The sequence below is a fragment of the Pseudomonas sihuiensis genome (assembly GCF_900106015.1).
Taxonomy (GTDB): domain Bacteria; phylum Pseudomonadota; class Gammaproteobacteria; order Pseudomonadales; family Pseudomonadaceae; genus Aquipseudomonas; species Aquipseudomonas sihuiensis.
In genome coordinates this window covers 2390017-2412107 of record NZ_LT629797.1, presented here as the reverse complement: position 1 = coordinate 2412107, position 22091 = coordinate 2390017, and the positions used below count along the sequence as shown (strand labels likewise).

The following is a 22091-nucleotide window of genomic DNA, read 5'->3' as shown; positions in this document are numbered from 1 at the left end:
GCAGTCAAATGCCTGTGCGGGTAAATCTACCCCCGCGAGGACCATGGACGATGACCCAACAATCGCAGTTCGCCCTGCTCGGCAAGAAGCGCTTTCTGCCGTTTTTCGTGACGCAATTGCTCGGCGCCTTCAACGACAACATCTTCAAGCAGTCGCTGATTCTCGCCATCCTCTTCAAGCTCAACACGGGCGCCGACCGCGATCTGCTGGTCAATCTCTGCGCCTTGCTGTTCATCCTGCCGTTCTTTCTGTTCTCCGCCCTCGGCGGCCAGTTTGGCGAGAAGTTCGCCAAGGATGCGCTGATCCGCAAGATCAAGTTCGCCGAGATCGGCATCATGCTCGCCGGCGCTGCCGGGGTGCTGTTGGATAACCTGCCGCTGATGCTCGCCGTGCTGTTCGCCATGGGCACGCAGTCGGCGCTGTTCGGCCCAGTGAAGTATTCGATCCTGCCGCAGCACCTGAAGGAAGAGGAGCTGGTGGGTGGCAACGCCCTGGTGGAAATGGGCACCTTCCTGGCGATTCTGGCCGGCACCATCGGCGCCGGCATCATGATGGCCAGCAGCAGTTATGCGCCGATCGTCGCGGGTTCCGTGGTGGGGGTGGCGCTGCTCGGCTATCTGGCCAGCCAGGGCATTCCCAAAGCCTCGGCAGCAATGCCGGAATTGCCGTTGGACTGGAACATCTTCCGTCAGTCCTGGGTGATCATGAAACTCGGCCTGGGCCAGCGTCCGGCGGTGTCGCGCTCGCTGGTGGGCAACTCCTGGTTCTGGTTTCTCGGCGCGATCTACCTGACGCAGATTCCGGCTTACGCCAAGGAGTGGCTGTACGGTGACGAGAGCGTGGTGACGCTGATTCTCACCGTGTTCTCGCTGGGCATCGGCCTGGGCTCGATGCTTTGCGAGCGCATGAGCGGGCACAAGGTGGAGATCGGCCTGGTGCCGTTCGGCTCCATTGGCCTGACCCTGTTCGGCATGCTGCTGTGGTGGTTCTCCGGCGGTTTCCCACAGGGCGCTGCGCCGCATGACTGGCTGGCGCTGCTGGGCTATGGCCGGGCCTGGTGGATTCTCGGCTGCATTCTCGGCATCGGTCTGTTCGGTGGCTTCTATATCGTGCCGCTGTATGCGTTGATCCAGTCGCGCACCGCCGAGCATGAGCGGGCGCGGGTGATCGCGGCCAACAATATCCTCAATGCGCTGTTCATGGTGGCCTCTGCCATCGTCGCGATCCTGTTCCTGAGCGTCGCCGGGCTGTCGATTCCGCAGCTGTTTCTGGTGGTGTCGCTGATGAACATCGCGGTCAACAGCTACATCTTCAAGATCGTCCCCGAATTCAGCATGCGCTTTCTCATCTGGCTGCTGGGGCATTCGATGTACCGGGTCGAGCACAAGGGCCTCGACGCGATTCCCGACGAGGGGCCGGCGGTGTTGGTGTGCAACCATGTGTCCTTCGTCGATGCGCTGCTGATCGGTGGCGCGGTGCGGCGGCCGGTGCGCTTCGTCATGTACTACAAGATCTACGACCTGCCGGTGCTCAACTTCATCTTCCGCACCGCCGGCACCGTGCCGATTGCCGGGCGCAACGAGGATCTGCTGATCTACGACGCCGCGTTCAAGAAGATCGCCGAGTACCTGCGCAATGGCGAGCTGGTGTGCATCTTCCCCGAAGGCAAGTTGACCGCTGATGGTGAGCTTGACGAGTTCAGGTCGGGCGTCGAGCGCATTCTCGAAGAGAACCCAGTGCCGGTGATTCCCATGGCGCTGCAGGGCTTGTGGGGCAGCTTCTTCAGTCGCGATCCGCATAAGGGCATCTTCAAGCGCCTGTGGTCGCGGGTGTGCCTGGTGGCGGGAACGCCGATTGCGCCGGAGCAGGCCAAGCGCGAGGCGTTGCAGGTGCAGGTGGCGGCCTTGCGTGGGGATTGGCGTTGACTTGAGTCATGTGGGAGGGGCTTTCGGCTCGGGCATCCTGCTTCGCTCTACCTCCTGCATCCCTGCAGTCGTAGCCGCGATGCTTTCGCCGCTGAAGCGCCTCCCACGAAGCTGGATTCCGGCTTTCTCAATGGCTCAGCTTGAGCCCGATCAGCCCGCAGACGATCAGTGCGACGCTGGCCAGGCGCAGCAGCGCCATGGATTCGCCGAACAGGATGATGCCGGCGATCACCGTGCCCACAGCACCGACGCCGGTCCAGATGGCGTAGGCGGTGCCCAGCGGCAGTTCCTTCATGGCCAGGCCGAGCAGGGCCAGGCTGACCGGCATGGCGCAGACGGTCAGCAGTGTTGGCAGGGGACGGGTGAAGCCTTCGGTGTATTTCAGGCCGATGGACCAGCCGACTTCGAACAGGCCGGCGAGAAACAGAATGATCCAGGGCATGGTCACCTCCAGAGGTTGAAGGGGCCGTCCCCGGATGAGTCACCCTGGGCTCAGGGTGTGGAGGTCGTCCTCGCATGCACTGTTATTGTGCGTGTTGGTGTGTCCGGGGCAAGGCACTCCGGATTGCTCGAGGCTTTGTATTCGTCACAGGGTTCATCTGGCCCTGGCCGCCCCAGGCGGCTGGTGCCGTTCGCGACTGCAGCCGCCGTGCAGCGTGAGGATGGTCTTACAGCGACTCTTCATCCGCCGGATAGCGGCTGGCAGTCAGGCTTTCCTTGATCCTGCGCAGGTGCGGCTGGAAGTCCACGCCGCGGCGCAGGGTGACGCCGGTGGCGAGCACGTCGAGCACGGTGAGCTGGATGATGCGCGAGGTCATCGGCATGTAGATGTCGGTGTCTTCCGGCAGTGGAATGTCCAGGCTCAGGGTGCTGGCCTTGGCCAGGGGCGAGCCGGCAGCGGTGAGGCCGAGCACCGAGGCGCCGTTCTCGCGCGCCAGGCGCGCCACCTCCACCAGCTCGCGAGTGCGCCCGGTGTAGGAAATGATCACGAACAGATCACCGGTGTGCGCCACCGAGGCGATCATGCGTTGCATCAGCACGTCGGAATGCGCTGACACCGCCAGGTTGAAGCGAAAGAACTTGTGTTGCGCGTCGAGCGCCACCGAGGCCGAGGCGCCGAGGCCGAAGAAATGGATCTGCCGCGCCTGGATCAGCAGGTCGACGGCGCGGCTGATGTGCTGCGGGTCGAGGCTCTGGCAGGCGCTGTCCAGCGAGGCGATGGTGCTGCCGAAGATCTTGCGCGTGTAGGCCTCGGGGCCGTCGTCGGCCGATACCGCACGGCTGACGTAGGCGGCGCCGCTGGCCAGGCTCTGCGCCAGCTGCATCTTCAGTTCCGGGTAGCCGTTGGCACCGAAGGAGCGGCAGAAACGGTTGACCGTCGGCTCGCTGACACCCGCCGCCTGGGCCAGTGCGGCGATGCTGAAGCGCGTGGCCTGCTGCGGATCATGCAGGATCACTTCGGCGACCTTGCGTTCGGCCTTGTTCAGGTCGTCCAGGCGGCTCTGGATCTGTTCCAGCAGGTTGCGCACGCGGTCCATAGGGGCTCCTAACAGGCGGTTGAACGGGCTTGGCGACAGGCGATGGGCGGTAAAACAACCGGCCTATCCTACTGATGCCGCCTGTGGGTCACCACTGGCTTATCGTGATTCTTAAGAATGTTGTTGCTATAACAATATTTTTTCTTGATAAAAGCGCAATCACCCGGTATTTCTAGTGCATCTTGATAAAAGAACAAGCACATGCCCGCAATGAAACTTGAATCCTGCACCTTTGCCCTGTTCGGCGCCCTCGGCGATCTGGCTCTGCGCAAGCTTTTCCCTGCGCTTTACCAGCTCGATCGCGCCGGTTTGCTGCACGACGACACCCGCATCCTTGCCCTGGCCCGCGAAGCCGGCGACCCTCAACGCTACCTCGGCAGCATCGACCAGGCCCTGCGCCTATACGTGCCGGCCAAGGAACTGGAGGAGGGCGCCCTGGCGCGCTTCCAGGCGCGTCTGCATTACCTGACCATGGATTTCCTGCAGGCCGACGACTACCTGGCGCTGACCGAAGTGGCCGGCCACGATCAGCTGATCGCCTATTTCGCCACCCCGGCCTCGGTGTACGGCGGCATCTGCGCCAACCTGGCCGCGGTGGGCCTGGCCGAGCGCTGCCGGGTGGTGCTGGAAAAGCCCATCGGCCACGACCTGGCCTCTTCGCGTGCGGTGAACGACGCGGTGGCGCAGGTGTTCGCGGAGAACCGCGTCTATCGCATCGACCATTACCTGGGCAAGGAGACGGTGCAGAACCTGATCGCCCTGCGCTTCGCCAACAGCCTGTTCGAAACCCAGTGGAACCAGAACCACATCTCCCACGTGGAAATCACCGTGGCCGAGAAGGTCGGCATCGAGGGGCGTTGGGGCTATTTCGACCAGGCCGGCCAGCTGCGCGACATGATCCAGAACCACCTGCTGCAGTTGCTCTGCCTGATCGCCATGGACCCGCCCAGCGACCTGTCCGCCGACAGCATCCGCGACGAGAAGGTCAAGGTGCTCAAGGCTCTGGAGCCGATCAGCGCCGAACAGCTTGGCCAGCGCGTGGTGCGCGGCCAGTACGTCGCCGGCAGCAGCGACGGTCGGCCGGTGCCGGGCTATCTGGAGGAAGATAATTCCAACACCCAGAGCGACACCGAGACCTTCGTCGCCCTGCGTGCCGACATCCGCAACTGGCGCTGGGCCGGCGTGCCCTTCTATCTGCGCACCGGCAAGCGCATGCCGCAGAAGCTGTCGCAGATCGTCATCCACTTCAAGGCGCCGCCGCACTACATCTTCGCCCCTGAGCAGCGCCAGTTGATCGGCAACAAGCTGATCATTCGCCTGCAGCCGGACGAGGGCATCGCCCTGCAGGTGCTGACCAAGGATCAGGGCCTGGACAAGGGCATGCAGCTGCGCAGCGGCCCGCTGCAGCTGAGCTTCTCCGATACCTACCGCAGCGCGCGGATTCCCGATGCCTACGAACGTCTGCTGCTGGAAGTGATGCGCGGCAACCAGAACCTGTTCGTGCGCAAGGACGAAATCGAATACGCCTGGCAGTGGTGCGATCAGCTGATCGCCGGCTGGAAGCAGCTCGGCGAGGCGCCGAAACCCTATACCGCCGGTAGCTGGGGTCCGATGGCCTCGGTGGCGCTGATCACTCGTGACGGGAGGAGCTGGTATGGCGATCTCTGACCTTGAACTGCCCACGGGCGTCGTTGCCCGTAGCGATGCCAGTGCAGAGGCGCATGCCGACGCCCTGGCCCAGCGCGTGGCCGACGCCCTGCGCCAGGCCATCGACAGCCGTGGCAGCGCCACCCTGGTGGTGTCCGGCGGACGCAGCCCGGTGGCCTTTTTTGGCGCCCTGGCGCAGCAGGCCCTGGACTGGCGCCAGGTGCTGGTGAGCCTGGCCGACGAGCGCTGGGTGCCGGTCAATCACGCCAGCAGCAACGAGGCGCTGGTGCGCCGTCATCTGCTGCGTGGCGCGGCCTCCGAGGCGAAGTTCCTCGGCCTGTACCGGGTCGCCGGTAGCCTGGAGCAGGCGGCCGAGTTGGCCGATGCGGCCTTTGCCGAACTGCCGCCGATCGACGTGCTGGTGCTCGGCATGGGCGACGACGGCCACACCGCCTCGTTGTTCCCGCATAGCCCCAATCTGCACCAGGCGTTGCAGCCGGACTGCGCGCGCCGCGTGCTGCCGATGCTTGCCCCGAGCGAGCCGACGCAACGCCTGACCCTGACCCTGCCGATGCTGACCAGCGCACGCCTGCCGCTGCTGGCGATCCAGGGCCAGGCCAAGCTGGCCACCCTGGCCGAGGCGCTGGCGCCCGGCGAGGTGGCGCGCATGCCGATCCGCGCCTTCCTGCATTCCCCTCTCGAAATCTATTGGTGCCCCTGACATGACCAGCCTCGACCAAGGCCAGCGCGCGCGCATGGCCGACAAAATCGCCGAGATCGACCGCATCTGCGCCCAGGCACGGATCATGCCGGTGATCACCATCGCCCGTGAGGCGGACATCCTGCCGCTGGCCGATGCGCTGGCTGCCGGTGGCCTGCGCGTGCTGGAGGTGACCCTGCGTTCCGAGCACGGCCTGGAGGCGATCCGTCGTCTGCGCGCCGAGCGCCCCGAGCTGTGCGTCGGCGCTGGCACCGTGCTCGACGAGCAGATGCTGGCCGCCGCCATCGAAGCCGGCGCGCAGTTCATCGTCACCCCAGGCAGCACCCGTGAGCTGCTGCTGGCCGCTCTGGACAGCCCGGTGCCGCTGCTGCCGGGCGTGAGCAGCGCCTCCGAGCTGATGGTCGGCTACGCCCTCGGCTATCGCCGCTTCAAGCTGTTCCCGGCCGAGGTCTGCGGCGGCATCGCTGCGCTCAAGGCGCTGGCCGGCCCGTTCGGCGGCGTGCGTTTCTGTCCCACTGGCGGCATCACGCCGGACAACCTGCAGCGCTACATGGCCCAGCCCAACGTGATGTGCGTTGGCGGCACCTGGATGTTCCAGCGTGAATGGGTCGAGCAGCGCGATTGGGTGCGTATCCAGCAGTGCAGCACCGAGGCGTTGCAGTTGTTGGGCTGAAATCTCTGATCGGCCTAGTGGTGCGCACAGCGCACCCTACGCTTCGTCACCATCGCGTAGGGTGCGCTGTGCGCACCACCGGTTACCTGGAATCCTTTATGACCGCATTTCCGATCCGGCAACCCCTGCTGCTGGGCATGATGCGCCTGCTCGAATGCGCCGAACTGGCCACACCGCAGGCGCTGCTCGGCTTTATCGAGCGCAGCGTCGAGCGTGGCCTCAATGGTTTCGACCACGCCGACATTTATGGCCTGGGCGAATGCGAAGCGCGTTTCGGTGCGGCGCTGCGTCTGCGCCCGCAATTGCGGGCGCAGCTGCAACTGATCAGCAAGGCCGACATCGTGCCGGCGGCGCAGGACGTCTCGCGCTGGCGGATCAAGCACTACGACACCACGACGAGCTACCTGACTCGCGCAGTGGACGCCTCGCTGCAGCGCCTGGGCGTTGAGCGGCTGGACGGCTTTCTGCTGCATCGCCCCGACCCGCTGCTGCAGGTCGAGGAAGTGACGCGCGCCCTGCAGGCGCTGGTCGAGTCCGGCAAGGTCGGCTGGGTCGGGCTGTCCAATGCCGAGCCGCTGCACTGGCAGGTGCTTGGCCGCGAGCTGGAGCTGCGCTGCAACCAGATCGAACTGTCGCTCGCCGCCCAGCAGGCGGCCTGGGATGGCCGTCTGCAGGCGCTGCAGGCCGACGGCTTGCAGGTGCTGGCCTGGTCGCCGCTGGCCGGCGGCCGCTTCGCCCCGGCGCTGCAACTGGCGCTGGAGGAAGTGGCCGCGGCGCTGCAGGCAACACCGCTGCAGGTCGCCCTGGCCTGGCTGCGCCGCCTGCCGGGACGCCCGGTGCCGATTCTCGGCAGCCTGCGCGAGGCGCGTATCGAGGAGGCCCTGGCCGGTGCCGAGCTGCAGCTGGATGCGCCGACCTGGTTCTACCTCAGCGAGGCGGCGCGCGGCGAGCGCGCGCCCTGAAGAACCCGCCCCGGCGAGCGGGGCAGTCGCACGTGAATGATTGTTCGCGAAATTTTTCCCTGCCTATGTGCCTAGAGCGGCGCGCGGAGCGTCGGCACAGGCCTTGTGCTGGCTCTACAAAAACAATTCTCCAGCTAAACCCGAACTGCCTGTCATCGAACAGTTGGAGAATTGTCATGAATACCTGGTTTGCCAACCTCAGCGTCACCCGCAAGCTTGCCCTTGGCTTCGGTCTGGTGCTGGCTCTCACCCTGGCTCTGGCCTGGACCGCCTGGAGCGGCCTGGGCAGCGTGATCCAGCGCAGCACCTGGATGAGCGAGATCACCCAACTCAACGCAACGCTGACCAACCTGCGTATCGCCCGCCTGCAGTTCATGCTGGCAAAGGGCGACGCCGCCAGCACCGAGCGTCTGCTGACCAACCTGAACCTCTATCTCGAGCAGCAGAAGAAGCTGCTGGGGACCTTCACCAATCCGGTCAACGTCAAGCTGCTGCAGGAGCAGGACCGCTACAACCAGGATTACCAGCGCTCACTGGCGGGTATGCGTGCTGCCTACACGGCCGCCGAGCAGGCACGTGGCCAGGTGAATAGCGAAGACCAGCAGCTGAGCGAACTGCTGGGCGCGATGCGGCGCAGCGTGGAGCTGCTGCCGGAATACGACGGTCGCCGCTTCGAGCAGCTGCAGGCCCTGACGCTCACTCATGGTGAGCTGCTGCGTCTGCATTATCTGCTTGAGCGCTATGAAAGCGCAGCCGATGCCCAGACCGAGCAGGCCCTTGCCGAGCGCATCGGCACTGCCCGCGCCAGCCTCGCTGCACTGGAGCAGGTTTTCGGTAGCGCCCAGCAGGATGCTGTGCGGCGGATCTCCACGGCGCTCGGCCAGCTCGAGCAGACGGTGCAGGCGTTCAAGGCCGCCACTGCCGATATCGCCCGTACCCGTCAGGAAATGACCGATCAGCAGGGCGAAATCGTCCGTATCAGCGATACGCTGTACAAGTTCCAGATGGAGCGCATGGCCATTGAAAGTGCCCAGGCGCGTAGTCTGCAGGTCGGCGCCACGCTGCTGGCCCTGCTCTTCGGCGTTTTGGCTGCCTGGATCATCACCCGTCAGATCACCCGCCCATTGCAGGACACCCTGGGTGCGGTGCAGCGCATTGCCGATGGCGACCTGACCGCCAGCGTGCGGGTCGATCGCCGTGACGAGATGGGCCTACTGCAGCAGGGCATCCAGCACATGGCCACGACCCTGCGCGAGCTGATCGGCGGCATCCGCGACAGCGTCACCCAGATCGCCAGCGCCGCCGAAGAGCTGTCGGCGGTCACCGAGCAGACCAGCGCTGGCGCCAACAGCCAGAAGAGCGAGACCGACCAGGTGGCCACCGCCATGCATGAGATGTCCGCCACCGTGCAGGAAGTGGCGCGCAACGCCGAGCAGGCCTCGCAGGCGGCCAACGACGCGGACGGCCAGGCGCGCCTGGGCGACCAGGTGGTGGCCGAGGTGATTTCGCAGATCGAGCGTCTGGCTGCCGAAGTGGGGCGCTCTTCCGAGGCGATGACTGGTCTGCAGCAGGAAAGCGACAAGATCGGCAGCGTGATGGACGTGATCAAGTCGGTAGCCGAGCAGACCAACCTGCTGGCGCTCAACGCCGCCATCGAGGCTGCGCGTGCCGGTGAAGCGGGGCGCGGTTTTGCCGTGGTCGCCGACGAGGTGCGCGGCCTGGCGCAGCGCACGCAGAAATCCACCGAGGAGATCGAGGCGCTGATCGCCGGCTTGCAGAGCGGTACCCAGCAGGTCGCCGCGGTGATGCGCAACAGCCGTAACCTCACCGACAGCAGCGTCGAGCTGACGCGCAAGGCCGGCGACTCGCTGGGCAGCATCACCCTCGCGGTGTCCAACATCCAGTCGATGAACCAGCAGATCGCCGCCGCCGCGGAAGAGCAGAGCGCCGTGGCCGAGGAGATCAGCCGCAGCATCCTCAGCGTGCGCGATGTATCCGAGCAGACCGCCACTGCCAGCGACGAAACGGCCAAATCCTCGGCCGAGCTGGCGCGCCTGGGCGGCCAGCTGCAGTCCATGGTCAGCCGCTTCCGGGTTTGATTTGAGTTGGAGCCGGTGCGCGCGGCGCACCCTACGAGAATTACGCTGTTCAAACCGTAGGGTGCGCCGCGCGCACCGCCGACTATCCTGAATCTGCTGGCAAGAATTCAGGAGACAAGGAATGTCCAACTACCGCCGCGCTCGCGATGCGGGCGCCTGCTATTTCTTCACGCTGGTCAGCCACCAGCGTCGCCCGGTGCTGACCGAAGCGCCATTGCGCGCAGCCTTGCGCCGTGCCATCGAACGAGTCCGTTTACACCGTCCCTTCATCATCGAAGGTTGGATACTGCTGCCCGATCATCTGCATTGTGTCTGGCGTCTGCCTGAAGGGGATGCAGATTTTGGCTCACGCTGGTCGATGATCAAGCGCCTGACTTCTCAGGCCTTGCCGGGGTTCGGTTCGATCAGTTTGAGTCGCAGTTTGCGTCGTGAGTCAGGGCTGTGGCAGCGGCGCTTCTGGGAGCACCGTATTCGTGATGAAGGCGATTACCAGCGGCATATGGATTACCTGCATTTCAATCCAGTGAAGCATGGCTTGGTCGAACGCGTGGCAGATTGGCCGTGGTCGAGCTTTCATCGTTTGGTGAAGGAGGGTGTGTATCCAGCGGATTGGGGTAGCGATGCCAAAACGGGTGACGGTGAGTACGGTGAATGACGCGGTGCGCACGGCCTAGGCGGCCCCGCGACACCCTACGGCTTAAGCGGCGTCCGCGCGCACCGACTTTTTTCAATGTGCCTGTCTATTCTTCCATCGCCCATTCGACTACTGCATAGAACCCCGCCCTGGGTTCACTGTCAGCCGTAGGGAGACACCCTGCGCGCGACTTCGACTCGAACAAGGAGAAAGGCGATGCGTTTCATGGTGATTGTCAAAGCGACGGCCGATTCCGAAGCCGGTGTGATGCCCAGCGAAGAGCTGCTGACGGCCATGGGCCGTTACAACGAAGAGCTGGCGGCCGCTGGCGTGATTCAGGCTGCCGAAGGTCTGCACCCCAGCTCCAGGGGCGCGCGGGTGCGGTTTTCCGGGGCGCAGCGCTCGGTGATCGACGGCCCATTCATGGAGACCAAGGAGCTGGTGGCCGGCTTCTGGATCTTTCAGTGCGAGTCGCTGCAGGCCTGCATCGACTGGGTCAAGCGTTGCCCCAACCCCATGCCTGGCGAATCCGATATCGAGATTCGGCAGATCTTCGAGGCCGAGGACTTCGGCGCCGAGTTCACCCCCGAGCTGCGTGAGCAGGAAGACCGTATTCGCGCGCGCATGAGCAGTGAAAATCAAGGAGAGTAACGATGAAGATGCATGCCTATCTGATGTTCGATGGCCAGTGCGAGGCCGCCTTCAACCGCTACGCCGAGGTCTTCGGCGGTAAGCTGGAGATGATGCGCTACGCCGACAGCCCCGAGGATATGGAGGTTCCGGCCGAGTACCAGCAGCGTGTCATGCACGTCTGCCTGACCGTCGGCGATCAGTTGCTGATGGCATCCGACAATCTGCCGCAGTACCCCTATGAGGGGATCAAGGGGTGTTCCGTTTCCCTGCAGGTGGACAACGTGCCGGAGGCCGAGCGCCTGTACGAGGCATTGTCGGCCGGCGGTTCGGTGCAGATGGAGCTGCAGGCGACCTTCTGGGCAACCCGCTTCGCCATGCTTACCGACCGTTTCGGCGTGTCCTGGATGATCAACTGCATGGTCGATAGCCAGCAGGGTTGACGGCGAGTTTCTCGGCAAACGTAGCCCGGATGAAATCCGGGGAGACGAGACTGCGCCTTCGCGACTGAAACGGAGTGCCGCCCAGCCGCTCCTACGGCCTGATTGGTCCGTAGGAGCGGCTTCAGCCGCGAAGAGCTTTCTAGCTCACCAGCGTCAGCGGCTCGGGCTCTTCCTGTACTTGCACGCCCGCGAGGAACTCCTCGCCCCAGCGGCGAATGTCGTTGTAGCAGACGATATCGAACAGCTCGCGCAGGCGCGCCTGGGCCTCGCTCTTGGGCAGGTTCAGCGCCAGGTAGCAGGTCTGCGCCAGATCGGCCGGATCATGCGGGTTGGTCAGCAGCGCGCCCTTGAGCTCGGCCGCCGCGCCGGCGAACTCCGACAGCACCAGCACGCCACGTCCGCCGAGCAGGCCTTGCGCTGCGACGAACTCCTTGGCTACCAGGTTGAGGCCGTCACGTAGCGGGGTGATCCACATGACGTCAGCCATGGCGTACCAGGCGCTGACTTCCTCGAAGGGCAGGCTGCGGAAGAAGAACTGCAGCGGTGTCCAGCCAATGCGGGCGAAACGGCCGTTGATGCGACCGACTGCCTGTTCGATCTGCGTTTGCAGTTCGTCGTACACCCTCATCTCGCGCGCTGCCGGTACGCACACGGTGACCAGGGTGACCTTGCCGATCAGCTCGGGGTTCTCGGCCAGCAGGCGCTCGTAGGCGTTGAGCTTTTCCAGAATGCCCTTGGTGTAATCGAGGCGCTCGACCGAGAGGATCAGCTTCACGCCTTTCATTTCCTCGCGCAACTGGCCCATCAGCTCCTTGATCTTCGGCGCTTCCAGCGCATTGCGTACGCGGTCGATATCCAGCCCGACCGGGTGCGCGCCGAGCTTGACCTGGCGCGTGCCGGTATCCAGCGCGGTGGTCATGCGCTCCAGGCCCACGGCGCAGCCATAGGTGATGAAGCGCGGCGCGCAGCTCTGCCGCTCCAGGGTCTTGAGCGGGAACACGCCGCGGGCGACGTCGACGAAGTTCTCCACCTGACGTGGAATATGAAAACCGATGTAGTCGCACTGCAGCAGGCTGCCGATGATCTGCCGACGCCACGGCAGCACGTTGAAGACATCCGCGGAGGGAAAGTAGGTGTGGTGGAAGAACGCGATGCGCAGGTCCGGGCGCAGCTCGCGCAGGTAGGCCGGCACCATCCACAGGTTGTAGTCGTGTAGCCACACGATGGCGCCTTCGGCGGCCTCCAGCGCGGTGCGTTCGGCGAAGGCGCGGTTGACCTTGAGGAACACCTGCCAGTCGTCCTCGTTGAATATCGCGCGTTCCCAGAACGTATGCAGGGTTGGCCAGAAGGCTTCCTTGGAGAAGCGCTTGTAGAAGATGTCGACTTCTTCCTTGCTCAGCTTGACCCGCGCCGCAGTCAGTTTGGGATAACGCTCGGCGTCCACCGTGGTGTGGCTGTCGAACGGCTCGTCGCCGTCCTCGTGTACGGCCCAGGCCACCCAGGAGCCGGGACGGCCATCGCCGAAGAAGCTGAGCAGGGTGGGGATGATGCCGTTGGGCGAGGTCGGGCGGCGACGCTGCAGCTTGCCGGCGGCATTGCGGTATTCCTCATAAGGCAGGCGGTGATAGACCATCACCAGCTCGGCCTTGCCTGGTTGCGCGGCCTGGCGGCGTTCGGCTGCGATGCCGTGCTCGCCGAGAAAACCGAAATGGGCGAAGGCTTCGAGAATGCCGCCGCAGCCAGGGCGGCTGGCATGCAGAGTGCGCGAGTGGTTGGCGGTGGCTTCCAGCAGCGCAGTTTCCGATTGACCGACGCACACTCCGTGGAAGCTGGCGCTGAGCATGGACAGGTCATTGAGCGTGTCGCCGGCTGCCAGTACCTGATCGTGGCTCAGCTCCAGCCAGTCGGCCAGGGCCTGCAAACTGCTGCCCTTGTTCACGCCCTTGGGCAGGAAGTCCAGGTACAGCTCGGCGGAGTACAGCAGGTCGCAACCCAGCTCATCGGCGATCTCGCGCAGTGCCGGGTTGGCCGCCTGTTCAGGCGTGCAGAAGTAGGAGCAGCGCCGTGCCTGCGGCACGTCCTGACGCTCCAGGCCGAACGGCTCGATGACGCTGGCTACCTGGGTTTCGCCGGGCCAGCGGGCATCGACCACACTCTGCAGCGGCTGGATCGGCTGCAGGCTGTCGCCATGCACCAGGGTCGCGCCGACGTCGGCGATGATGTAGTCCGGCTGCGGCAGCGTCGGGTCGGCCAGCAGCGGCAGCACCGCCTCCAGGCTGCGCCCGGTGACATAGGCGAGCTTGATCTCGGGGTGGGCGGCGATGGTCTGGTAGAGGCTCAGGCGATCTTCGGGATCGCCAGCGAGAAAGGTTCCATCCAGGTCGGTGGCTAATAGCATCGTTGTTTCTCCAGAAGTGGCCGCTGCGGCTCGGCGCGAATGCGAGCGGCCGAGGGGCCGGGTTTCTGGCTGCTTGGGGTAGGCTCAAGGCCTTGCCGAAACAGCCTTTAAGAACCCGTCCAAAGACTGCTGCGCGTCGGCCATGCTGCGTTGAAGTCGAGCTCAGAATGCTCATTTACAGCACGTAAACTCCGCTTCTTCGCTCGACTTCGCCTTGCCTGGCTCTAGCTCGCGAGTCTTTGAACAGGTTCTATGACTTCAGGACTGAATCGTCTCCTCTGTCGATTCATGGGGCGGCGCATCGGGCATCAGCTCCAATACCGTGGGGCTGGTGCGCAGCATGGGCGTGAAGTGCGCAGCGTCGCCGCTGACCAGATCGCTGACATGGCGCAGCCGGTAAAAGGTGTAGGCGGCCAGAAGGCCCAGGGTGCAGGCGAAGTAGAGCGGCAGTGCGCTGGCGCCCAGTTGCTCCATCAGCAGGCCGGCCAATAGCGGGCCGCACACCGAGCCGATGCCATTGACCATCAGCAAGCTGGCGGAGCCGGAGAGGATCTCGTCGCTGTGCAACTGGTCGATCAGTTGTGCGACGGCGATGGGGTAGATGGCGAAAGCCAGGCCGCCCCAGATGAAGATGGCGCCGAGCAGCAGTGGGCCGGCCGGCAGCAGGCTCATGATCAGCGCCAGGGCGACTGCCAGTATCACCACCCAGAGCAGTACCTGGCGCCGGTCGTGGCGATCCGAGTAGATACCGATGGGCCATTGCAGCAGGGCGCCACCGAGAATGGTCGCGGTCATCAGCAGACCGACGCCGGAGGTATCGAAGCCGGCCAGACTGGCGTAGACCGGCGCCATGCCCCAGAAGCCGCCCATGGCAAGGCCGGAGAGGCCGGCTGCGACTATCGCCAGCGGCGCAATATTCCACAGTTGGCGCAGGTTGCTCGGCGGTGTCTCGGGCAGGCTCGGCTGTGCCTGGCGGGTCAGGGTAATGGGCATCAACGCGGCGCTGATGAGGATAGCGGCGATGGCGAACAGGGTGAACTGCACCGGGTCGGCCAGGTGCAGCAGTTGCTGGGCCAGCGCCAGGGCGCCGAGGTTGACCGCCATGTACAGGGCGAACACTTGGCCGCGCTTCTCGTTGGGCGCTTTGGCGTTGAGCCAGCTCTCGATGACCATGTACAGCGTCACCAGCGCCAGACCGTAGAGCACACGCAGCAGCAGCCAGACCCACGGATCGATCAGCAGCAGATGGAGCAGGGCGGCAATGGCAGCCAGGGCGGCGCAGCAGGCGAACGCGCGGATATGTCCGATGCGTCGAATCAGCGGAGTCGCCAGCCAGGTGCCGAGGAGGAACCCGACGAAGTACCCGGACATGATCAGGCCGAGCATCGTGGTGGAGTAGCCTTCGGCGACGCCACGCAGGGTCAGGAGGGTGTTGAGTAGACCATTGCCGAGCAGGAGCAGAGCCACGCCGCTCAGCAACGAGCTGATGGGGGCAATCAGGGACCACATGCAAACTACCCTAGGGAACTGTGCCCCTGATAGCAAGCATGAAGTACGCCATGTTTTTTGCGTTTCGTTTCTATCCTATTGATTTTTAAAAGTTATTTTTACTGATAAACGGTCATGCAATTTTCTGGCGGCAAACTTGGCACCATCATGGTGCCTCGTTCACGATTTGCAGGGGCGCCAGCGGTTGCTCCGAGTCCTGCAACGTGCGGTTGATGCGTACGATGAAATGGTTGATTTCCTCGCGATCACGCTGCTCGCTCAGATGGCGCTCGGCGCTATCGCGCACGCTGCGCGCGTGGCGCAGCAGATCGGTGCGCTGCTGCGCGCTGGCGGGTCGATGCAGCAGATTCTTGAAGGCCTGCAGCAGGCTGACCAGTACGCTGACATCCGCTGCACCGTAGGCGCGTATCGGCCCCAGCAGCTGTAGCAGCAATTGATCCAGCGACAGTTCCTGATAGCACAGCCGCGGTGGCTCGTCGGGCAGGCCGGCGAAATCTCGCTCGGATAGCGCCAGGCGCCGACTCAGCAGCACGCTGAGCAGATCCACCGTCTTGATCGCCGTGCCCGGATCGTTGATGCCGGGGCTCAGTGCCTTCACGGCGATCTCCGACATCTGCCGGCAACCGAAGAAGTAATGGGTGCTGGCGTACTCTTCAATGAAGAAATCGAAGCAATCGAGCAGTTGCTGGCAGACGGCTTCATCCAGCGGACGTTCCAGGCGAAACAGCGGATGGCCCTCGCTAACGAAGAAACCGCGATGGGCGAGTACCGTCATCCGTATCTGATGGCGCTGCAGCAGCGTGTTGACCTCTTTGATGTTGAGCTCCTTGAAGTAGCCGTTGCGCTGCGCGTGAACGGTGATCCACTCACTGTCATCCGGCCACTGGGGCGCGGCGTCGCGCGAAGCTGGACTGCCGCCGCAGGCATCTAGCTTTTCCAGGCTGGTGCTGTAGAGGTTACCGAGGATGTGCTCGACCTGAATCGACTGCGAAATCGAGCGGATGAAGTGCACGAACAGGCCCAGGCAGACGATGCCCAGGGCCAGGGTTATGAGCACGCCGAGGCTAGGTATCCGCTCATTGTTGCCCTGCTCGATGGTGGTGATCAGCAGCAGCGCGTAGAGGATGGTGCCGAGGTAGAACCCCAGGGTTTTCTGGTGCCCCTTGTTGCTGACCAGACCGGGAATCACCCGTGGTGACAGCGATGCGGCTGCGTTGTTGAGCACCACCATGACCATCGAGAAACTGAACACCATCAGTGACAGAATGCCCGTGACCAGCGTGCCGAGGATCAGTCTGGCATTGTCGGCATTGCTTACCAGGCCGAGATAGAAACGATCCTTGAACGCCATCATCCACGGCTGGTACTCGGCAGCCATGGTCAGCAGGCACAGCAGGAAGAAGCCGCTGGCGATCAGCGTCGGGTAGAACGCCAGGCTGTGGATGATGCGCTGGTAGGCGCGAAAGAGGATGTTGCTGGGTACGGCCATTGGCGAATCCGTCGTGAATGGCGATGACCGCACTATAGCTGTGAAGCTGGCAGGCGGCGGTCAGTAAGACCTGTCGCCTGTGGACTCAGTTCACGCAGACCCGAGCGATGGCGTCGGCCAACTGGTCCAGCCGGCTGGCATCCAGCCCGGCGACGTTGGCGCGGCCGCTGCCGACCATGTACACGCTGAATTCCTCGCGCAGACGTTGCACCTGTATAGCTGACAGACCGGTGTAGGAGAACATGCCACGCTGCACGGCGATGTGCGCGAAACGCTCGCTCAGGCCGTGTGGCACCAGTGCCTCGACCAGGCCACGGCGCAGGCTGGCGACGCGCAGGCGCATGCTTTCCAGTTCGTCCAGCCAGAGCCCTTTCAGCTCGTCGTCACCGAGTATCTGTGCCACCACCGCAGCGCCATGGGCGGGCGGCGTCGACCACAGGTTGCGGGCGATGGAGGCTAGCTGACTGCGGATGTCGACGAGCTTTTCGGCGTCGCCGGCGCAGACTATCAGGGCACCGGTGCGCTCGCGATACAGGCCGAAGTTCTTCGAGCAGGAACTGGTGATCAGCAGCTCCGGCAGTTCGGCGGCGAACAGGCGCACCGCCCAGGCGTCTTCTTCCAGGCCATCATCGAAGCCCTGGTAGGCGAAGTCGATCAGCGGCAGTAGCTCACGCGCCTTGACCACCTCCAGCACGCGTTTCCAATCGCGCGGAGTGAGGTCGAAGCCGGTGGGGTTGTGGCAGCAGGCATGCAGCAGTACCACGTCACCCTTGGGCAGGTGGGTGAGGGCGGCGATCATGGCCTCGACGTCGAGGCGGTTGTCAGCGCCGACGTAGGGGTAGTGGCCGACCTTGAGCCCGGCCTCGGCGAACAGGGTTTCATGGATCGGCCAGGTCGGATCGCTCAGCCAGATACCGCGCCCCGGCAGGCAGTGACGGATGAAGTCACCCGCCAGGCGCAGGGCGCCGGTGCCACCCGGCGTTTGCGTCGCGCCGGCGCGCTGCTCGGCGAGCAGTGCCGAGTCCGCACCCAGCACCAGCTGGCTGAGCAGCGTGCCGAACGCGGCGTCGCCATGGCCGCCGATGTAGGTCTTGGTCTGTTCGAGGTCGATCAGGCGCTGCTCGGCCAGTTTCACTGCACGCGGGATCGGTGTCAGGCCCTGAGCGTCCTTGTAGACGCCGACGCCAAGGTCCAGGCGCGCCGGGTTGCTGTCCAGCCGATAGGCTTCCATCAGGCTGAGGATAGGGTCGCCCGGCACGCGGACGATCTGGGCGAAATGGCTCACTTGCGGCCCTCGGCGCTGGCAGCCAGCACATCGGTACGCGCGGCCATGATGAAGTCGTTGCGGTGCAGGCCGCGCATTTCGTGGCTCCACCAGGTGACGGTGACCTTGCCCCATTCGGTAAGCAGGGCCGGGTGGTGGCCGACTTCCTCGGCAATGGCGCCCACGGCGTTGGTGAAGGCCAGGGCATGGCGGAAGTTCTTGAACAGGTACACGCGCTCCAGCTCCATATGGTCGCCGCGTACCTCGATGTTCCAGTCGGGGATCTCGCGGATCAGCTCGGCCAGTTCTTCATCAGTCACTTTCGGCGCATCGGCGCGGCAGGCTTCGCATTGGGCTTGGGCAAGGCTCATTGGGGTTCTCCTGGGTAAACAATGTAATGACAGTAGTTGATCATCGAGTGTAGGAGCCGCGCCCTCGCGGCGAATCGCGGGGGCAACGCCGATAAGGGAGTCAGGCCACAATCTTTTCGCGCCGGGGGCGGCGCTCCTACAGGGCGATGCATCGCACCAAGGTGTAGGAGTCGCGCCCTCGCGGCGAATCGAGCGGGCAACGCCGATGATGGAGTAAGGCCGCAATCGTTTCGCGCCGGGGCGGCGCTCCTACAGGACGGCGGATCGCACCATCGTGTAGAGGGTATGCCCACGCGGCGAATCGAGAGGGCAACGCCATTCGTGCGTAATGGGAAGTCACGGGCTACGCCGCTTTCGGCGGAAACTTCGGCGCGTGCAAGCCCAGCGCCATGGCCTGATGCACCAGCGCCATGATGTCTTCCTGAGCCAGCTCGAACAGGCGCTTGAGCTCGGGTAGGACGAAGTACACCGGCTGCAGGATATCGATGCGATACGGCGTGCGCATCGCTTCCAGTGCATCGAAGGGCTGGTGTTCGGGCACGTCGGAAAGCGCGTAGAGGGTTTCCTTCGGCGAGGAGAGGATGCCACCGCCGTAGATGCGTCGGCCGGCCGGGGTGTCGAGCAGGCCGAACTCGATGGTCAGCCAGTACAGACGCGCCAGGTAGACGCGCTGCTCTTTCGTAGCCTTGAGGCCGAGCTTGCCGTAGGTGTGGGTGAATTCGGCGAACCAGGGGTTGGTCAGCATCGGGCAGTGGCCGAATATCTCGTGGAAGATGTCCGGTTCCTTCAGGTAGTCCAGCTCCTCGGGCGTGCGGATGAAGGTGGCGACGGGAAACTGCTTGCTGGCCAGCAGCTCGAAGAAGGTCTGGAACGGGATCAGCGCCGGTACCCGCGCCACGCGCCAACCAGTGCTGGCTTCGAGTACCCGGTTGATCTCGCCGAGCTGCGGAATGCGCTCCAGCGGCAGGCCGAGCTGTTCTATACCGTCCAGGTATTCCTGGCAGGCGCGGTTCTCGATCACCTTCAACTGGCGAGTGATCAGGGTGTTCCACACCTGATGTTCGCTTTCCGGGTAATGGATAAAGCCACTCTCGTCCGGTTCCCGTGCCAGGTACTGCGTACTCTTCATCGCTGCCTCCTTCAGGGGGCTGTTGTTCTTGTCTTGACCCGAGCATGCCGCTGATTGCTCGGGTTGAAAGCAGGCGGATGAGAGGCGGTGTCTTGCGCAGCGCCCAGAAACTGTAAAATTTTGATTACGATTTTGCTGGAATGGCGAATATCCAGCTTGCTGGTTGGTTTTGCTGTCACATATTCTTGACGAAAATTATGCTGCACGCGTCGATTTGTGTGACGCGGCGGCCACAACAACAAGAGCCTGAGCCATGCGTATCAAGGTCCACTGCCAGAACCGGGTCGGCATCCTGCGTGACATCCTCAACCTGCTGGTCGACTACGGCATCAACGTCGCTCGTGGCGAAGTCGGGGGCGAGCAGGGCAACGCCATCTACCTGCACTGCCCGAATCTGATCAACCTGCAGTTCCAGTCGCTGAGGCCGAAGTTCGAGGCCATTGCCGGCGTATTTGGCGTCAAACGTGTGGGGTTGATGCCCAGCGAACGGCGTCATCTGGAGCTCAATGCGTTGCTTGGCGCGCTGGACTTTCCGGTGCTGTCCATCGACATGGGCGGCAGCATAGTCGCCGCCAACCGCAGTGCCGCGCAGTTGCTCGGTGTGCGCGTCGACGAGGTGCCGGGCATGGCGCTGTCGCGCTACGCCGAGGACTTCGACCTGCCGGAGCTGGTGCGCGCCAACAAGACGCGGATCAACGGCCTGCGGGTGAAGATCAAGGGCGATGTGTTCCTCGCCGATATCGCCCCGCTGCAGAATGAACACGACGACAGCGAGGCGCTGGCTGGCGCGGTGCTGACCCTGCACCGCGCCGACCGCGTCGGTGAACGTATCTATCACGTGCGCAAGCAGGAGCTGCGTGGCTTCGACTCGATCTTCCAGAGCTCCAAGGTGATGGCGGCGGTGGTCAAGGAAGCGCGGCGCATGGCGCCGCTGGATGCGCCGCTGCTGATCGAGGGTGAAACCGGCACCGGCAAGGAATTGCTGGCGCGCGCCTGTCACCTGGCCAGCCCGCGTGGGCAATCGCCGTTCATGGCACTCAACTGCGCCGGCCTGCCCGAGTCCATGGCCGAGACCGAGCTGTTCGGCTACGGCCCCGGCGCCTTCGAAGGCGCGCGCCCGGAAGGCAAGCTTGGCCTGCTGGAGCTGACTGCTGGCGGCACGCTGTTTCTCGATGGCGTCGGCGAGATGAGCCCGCGTCTGCAGGCCAAGCTGCTGCGCTTTCTGCAGGATGGTTGCTTCCGCCGTGTGGGCAGCGACGAGGAGGTGTACCTGGACGTGCGAGTGATCTGCGCCACCCAGGTCGATCTGTCCGAACTCTGCGCCCATGGCGAGTTTCGCCAGGATCTCTATCACCGCCTCAATGTGCTCAGCCTGCATATCCCGCCGCTGCGCGAATGCCTCGATGGCCTGGCACCTTTGGTCGAGCACTTTCTAGATTCCGCCAGCCGGCAGATCGGCTGCGCGCTGCCGAAACTGGCGCCGCAGGCCTTCGAGCGCATGGCCCATTACCATTGGCCGGGCAACGTGCGGCAGCTGGAGAACGTGCTGTTCCAGGCGGTTTCGCTGTGTGACGGCGGTACGGTAAAGGCCGAGCATATCCGCTTGCCGGACTATGGCGCGCCGCAGCCGTTGGGCGAGTTCTCGGTGGAAGGCAGCCTCGACGATATTCTCGGCCGCTTCGAGAAGGCGGTGCTGGAGCGGCTGTTCCGCGATCATCCCAGCAGCCGCCAGTTGGGCAAGCGCCTCGGTGTTTCCCATACCACCATCGCCAACAAGCTACGGCAGCACGGGTTGGGCAAGGACTAGGCGTAGGGTGCGCCGCGCGCACCAATGCTCCGCTGGCCGTGGCTGATGCCTGCAATTTTCGGTGCGCACGGCGCACCCTACGGTTTTCAACGACCGCCGCGCCAGGCCGCAACCACGCGCTCGCGCATCGCCCGGCGGTCCTGCAGGCGCTCGATCAGTTGCTCGGCCAGGTCGAGCCAGTAGGGATCGGCCTTGGCCTGAACCACCGCAAGCCCGGAAGCGAGATTGGCCCATGCCGGAGGCAGGCGGCCGTGGCGTAGGGCGAAGCCGCCGTCACGGTCGCGCGCCAGATAGCGTACGCGGGTGATGCCGGCCAGCAGGATACGGCCGTAGCACATCAGGCAGGGCTCGAGGCTGACGTAGAGGGTCAGATCTCGGCGGTCGACCTGCGCATGTTCGCTTTCGAGCTGGTCGAGCACCTGCATCTCGGCGTGGGCGGCGCTGGCGTAGGCCGGGGCGAACACCTGATTTCGACCGTTGCACAGCAGTTCACCTGCGCCATCCACCAACAAGGCGCCGACCGCATAACAGCCTTCCTCGACTGCCAGCAGGGCCTGTTCGCAACAGAGCCTGGCCCAGGTGTCATCGGCATGAGTGCTGGCTGGCGCCTGCTGCAACAGGGCGAGGTGTTCCGGGTGCATGCGTGCCTCCAAGGCCAAAAAGGCGTCTCGGGAGTATGGCCTGCCATGTGACTGGTGCCCTAGGGTCTGTACGAAAAGTCGTCGAGCGAAGGTCAGGCAAGGCAAAAACAGGCGAAGAAGCGGAGTTTACGAGCTGTAAATGAGCATTCTGAGCCTGTTTTTAACGCAGCATCACCGAGCGCAGGCACTTTTCGTACAGACCCTACGACCT

19 protein-coding genes and 1 pseudogene are annotated in these 22091 nt (G+C 64.2%); 11 read left to right on the top strand and 9 right to left on the bottom strand.

Translation table 11 applies throughout. The features are described 5' to 3' along the window. The first annotated feature begins 50 nt into the window (after positions 1–50). The gene (locus BLT86_RS11330; protein ID WP_092376778.1) at positions 51–1925 is read left to right on the top strand and encodes an MFS transporter; all 1875 of its coding nucleotides are present in this window, start codon (positions 51–53) and stop codon (positions 1923–1925) included. A 127-nt stretch (positions 1926–2052) separates the two neighbouring features. Here BLT86_RS11330 and sugE read toward each other — a convergent pair whose 3' ends face one another. Next, a complete protein-coding gene (gene sugE, locus BLT86_RS11325; RefSeq protein WP_092376775.1) occupies positions 2053–2367 on the bottom strand; it encodes a quaternary ammonium compound efflux SMR transporter SugE in 315 nt (104 codons plus the stop codon). A gap of 226 nt (positions 2368–2593) precedes the next feature. Further along, a complete protein-coding gene (locus BLT86_RS11320) occupies positions 2594–3454 on the bottom strand; it encodes a MurR/RpiR family transcriptional regulator (protein WP_178094195.1) in 861 nt (286 codons plus the stop codon). A gap of 210 nt (positions 3455–3664) precedes the next feature. On the opposite strand from BLT86_RS11320, the gene zwf reads away from it, so the two are divergent. From zwf to BLT86_RS11280, 9 genes and pseudogenes are all read left to right on the top strand, one after another. After that, on the top strand, positions 3665–5131 hold the full coding sequence (gene zwf / locus BLT86_RS11315) for a glucose-6-phosphate dehydrogenase (RefSeq protein ID WP_075748874.1): 1467 nt from the start codon (positions 3665–3667) through the stop codon (positions 5129–5131). Further along, positions 5118–5831, top strand: a complete 714-nt coding sequence (pgl, locus tag BLT86_RS11310) for a 6-phosphogluconolactonase (RefSeq protein ID WP_092376769.1) — start codon at positions 5118–5120, stop codon at positions 5829–5831. The genes zwf and pgl overlap by 14 nt, the downstream gene beginning before the upstream one ends. 1 nt (position 5832) lies before the next feature. Next, entirely contained in the window at positions 5833–6504 is a 672-nt protein-coding gene (locus tag BLT86_RS11305) for a bifunctional 4-hydroxy-2-oxoglutarate aldolase/2-dehydro-3-deoxy-phosphogluconate aldolase (RefSeq protein WP_092376766.1), read from the top strand. Positions 6505–6602: 98 nt separating this feature from the next. Beyond that, positions 6603–7466, top strand: a complete 864-nt coding sequence (locus tag BLT86_RS11300; protein ID WP_092376763.1) for an aldo/keto reductase — start codon at positions 6603–6605, stop codon at positions 7464–7466. A 65-nt stretch (positions 7467–7531) separates the two neighbouring features. Next, positions 7532–8662 (top strand): annotated as a pseudogene (locus tag BLT86_RS26565) (methyl-accepting chemotaxis protein); the annotation flags it as partial. 9 nt (positions 8663–8671) lie between these two features. Then, entirely contained in the window at positions 8672–9565 is an 894-nt protein-coding gene (locus tag BLT86_RS26560; protein ID WP_456239053.1) for a methyl-accepting chemotaxis protein, read from the top strand. 121 nt (positions 9566–9686) lie between these two features. After that, a complete protein-coding gene (locus BLT86_RS11290; RefSeq protein WP_017674879.1) occupies positions 9687–10220 on the top strand; it encodes an REP-associated tyrosine transposase in 534 nt (177 codons plus the stop codon). Positions 10221–10415: 195 nt separating this feature from the next. Continuing rightward, a complete protein-coding gene (locus tag BLT86_RS11285; RefSeq protein WP_017674878.1) occupies positions 10416–10850 on the top strand; it encodes a YciI family protein in 435 nt (144 codons plus the stop codon). A gap of 2 nt (positions 10851–10852) precedes the next feature. Beyond that, on the top strand, positions 10853–11272 hold the full coding sequence (locus BLT86_RS11280; RefSeq protein WP_017674877.1) for a VOC family protein: 420 nt from the start codon (positions 10853–10855) through the stop codon (positions 11270–11272). A 139-nt stretch (positions 11273–11411) separates the two neighbouring features. On the opposite strand, the gene ggpS is transcribed toward BLT86_RS11280, so the two are convergent. The 6 genes from ggpS to phhA all read right to left on the bottom strand — a co-directional run bounded on the left by ggpS (position 11412) and on the right by phhA (position 19432). Next, entirely contained in the window at positions 11412–13670 is a 2259-nt protein-coding gene (gene ggpS, locus BLT86_RS11275) for a glucosylglycerol-phosphate synthase (protein ID WP_075748840.1), read from the bottom strand. Positions 13671–13928: 258 nt separating this feature from the next. Then, positions 13929–15179, bottom strand: coding sequence for an MFS transporter (locus tag BLT86_RS11270; protein ID WP_092376757.1), 1251 nt, complete (start codon positions 15177–15179; stop codon positions 13929–13931). Positions 15180–15324: 145 nt separating this feature from the next. Further along, a complete protein-coding gene (locus tag BLT86_RS11265) occupies positions 15325–16668 on the bottom strand; it encodes a DUF2254 domain-containing protein (protein ID WP_092376753.1) in 1344 nt (447 codons plus the stop codon). An 85-nt stretch (positions 16669–16753) separates the two neighbouring features. Continuing rightward, positions 16754–17953 carry an amino acid aminotransferase gene (locus BLT86_RS11260; RefSeq protein ID WP_092376748.1) on the bottom strand — a complete coding sequence of 400 codons (1200 nt, stop codon included), beginning with the start codon at positions 17951–17953 and terminating at the stop codon, positions 16754–16756. Next, positions 17950–18303 carry a 4a-hydroxytetrahydrobiopterin dehydratase gene (locus BLT86_RS11255; protein WP_017674872.1) on the bottom strand — a complete coding sequence of 118 codons (354 nt, stop codon included), beginning with the start codon at positions 18301–18303 and terminating at the stop codon, positions 17950–17952. Before BLT86_RS11255 ends, BLT86_RS11260 begins: the two co-directional genes overlap by 4 nt. A 343-nt stretch (positions 18304–18646) precedes the next feature. Then, the gene (gene phhA / locus BLT86_RS11250; RefSeq protein WP_092376745.1) at positions 18647–19432 is read right to left on the bottom strand and encodes a phenylalanine 4-monooxygenase; all 786 of its coding nucleotides are present in this window, start codon (positions 19430–19432) and stop codon (positions 18647–18649) included. Between the two features lie 253 nt (positions 19433–19685). Between phhA and BLT86_RS11245 the strand changes: the two genes are divergently transcribed. Next, positions 19686–21239, top strand: coding sequence for a sigma-54-dependent phenylalanine hydroxylase transcriptional regulator PhhR (locus tag BLT86_RS11245; protein ID WP_017674870.1), 1554 nt, complete (start codon positions 19686–19688; stop codon positions 21237–21239). An 86-nt stretch (positions 21240–21325) separates the two neighbouring features. On the opposite strand, the gene BLT86_RS11240 is transcribed toward BLT86_RS11245, so the two are convergent. Next, positions 21326–21880 carry a nucleoside deaminase gene (locus tag BLT86_RS11240; RefSeq protein WP_092376742.1) on the bottom strand — a complete coding sequence of 185 codons (555 nt, stop codon included), beginning with the start codon at positions 21878–21880 and terminating at the stop codon, positions 21326–21328. Positions 21881–22091: the final 211 nt, after the last annotated feature.

Excerpts from the sequence above, each read along its gene's own strand:
- pgl (WP_092376769.1), top strand. The coding sequence starts at position 5,118 with ATGGCGATCTCTGACCTTGAACTGCCCACGGGCGTCGTTGCCCGTAGC.
- BLT86_RS11300 (WP_092376763.1), top strand. The coding sequence starts at position 6,603 with ATGACCGCATTTCCGATCCGGCAACCCCTGCTGCTGGGCATGATGCGC.
- BLT86_RS11245 (WP_017674870.1), top strand. The coding sequence starts at position 19,686 with ATGCGTATCAAGGTCCACTGCCAGAACCGGGTCGGCATCCTGCGTGAC.
- sugE (WP_092376775.1), bottom strand. The coding sequence starts at position 2,367 with ATGCCCTGGATCATTCTGTTTCTCGCCGGCCTGTTCGAAGTCGGCTGG.
- BLT86_RS11255 (WP_017674872.1), bottom strand. The coding sequence starts at position 18,303 with ATGAGCCTTGCCCAAGCCCAATGCGAAGCCTGCCGCGCCGATGCGCCG.
- BLT86_RS11265 (WP_092376753.1), bottom strand. The coding sequence starts at position 16,668 with ATGGCCGTACCCAGCAACATCCTCTTTCGCGCCTACCAGCGCATCATC.
- BLT86_RS11305 (WP_092376766.1), top strand. The coding sequence starts at position 5,833 with ATGACCAGCCTCGACCAAGGCCAGCGCGCGCGCATGGCCGACAAAATC.
- ggpS (WP_075748840.1), bottom strand. The coding sequence starts at position 13,670 with ATGCTATTAGCCACCGACCTGGATGGAACCTTTCTCGCTGGCGATCCC.
- BLT86_RS11285 (WP_017674878.1), top strand. The coding sequence starts at position 10,416 with ATGCGTTTCATGGTGATTGTCAAAGCGACGGCCGATTCCGAAGCCGGT.
- BLT86_RS11240 (WP_092376742.1), bottom strand. The coding sequence starts at position 21,880 with ATGCACCCGGAACACCTCGCCCTGTTGCAGCAGGCGCCAGCCAGCACT.
- BLT86_RS11280 (WP_017674877.1), top strand. The coding sequence starts at position 10,853 with ATGAAGATGCATGCCTATCTGATGTTCGATGGCCAGTGCGAGGCCGCC.
- zwf (WP_075748874.1), top strand. The coding sequence starts at position 3,665 with ATGCCCGCAATGAAACTTGAATCCTGCACCTTTGCCCTGTTCGGCGCC.
- BLT86_RS11330 (WP_092376778.1), top strand. The coding sequence starts at position 51 with ATGACCCAACAATCGCAGTTCGCCCTGCTCGGCAAGAAGCGCTTTCTG.
- BLT86_RS11290 (WP_017674879.1), top strand. The coding sequence starts at position 9,687 with ATGTCCAACTACCGCCGCGCTCGCGATGCGGGCGCCTGCTATTTCTTC.
- BLT86_RS26560 (WP_456239053.1), top strand. The coding sequence starts at position 8,672 with ATGGGCCTACTGCAGCAGGGCATCCAGCACATGGCCACGACCCTGCGC.
- phhA (WP_092376745.1), bottom strand. The coding sequence starts at position 19,432 with ATGAAGAGTACGCAGTACCTGGCACGGGAACCGGACGAGAGTGGCTTT.
- BLT86_RS11270 (WP_092376757.1), bottom strand. The coding sequence starts at position 15,179 with ATGTGGTCCCTGATTGCCCCCATCAGCTCGTTGCTGAGCGGCGTGGCT.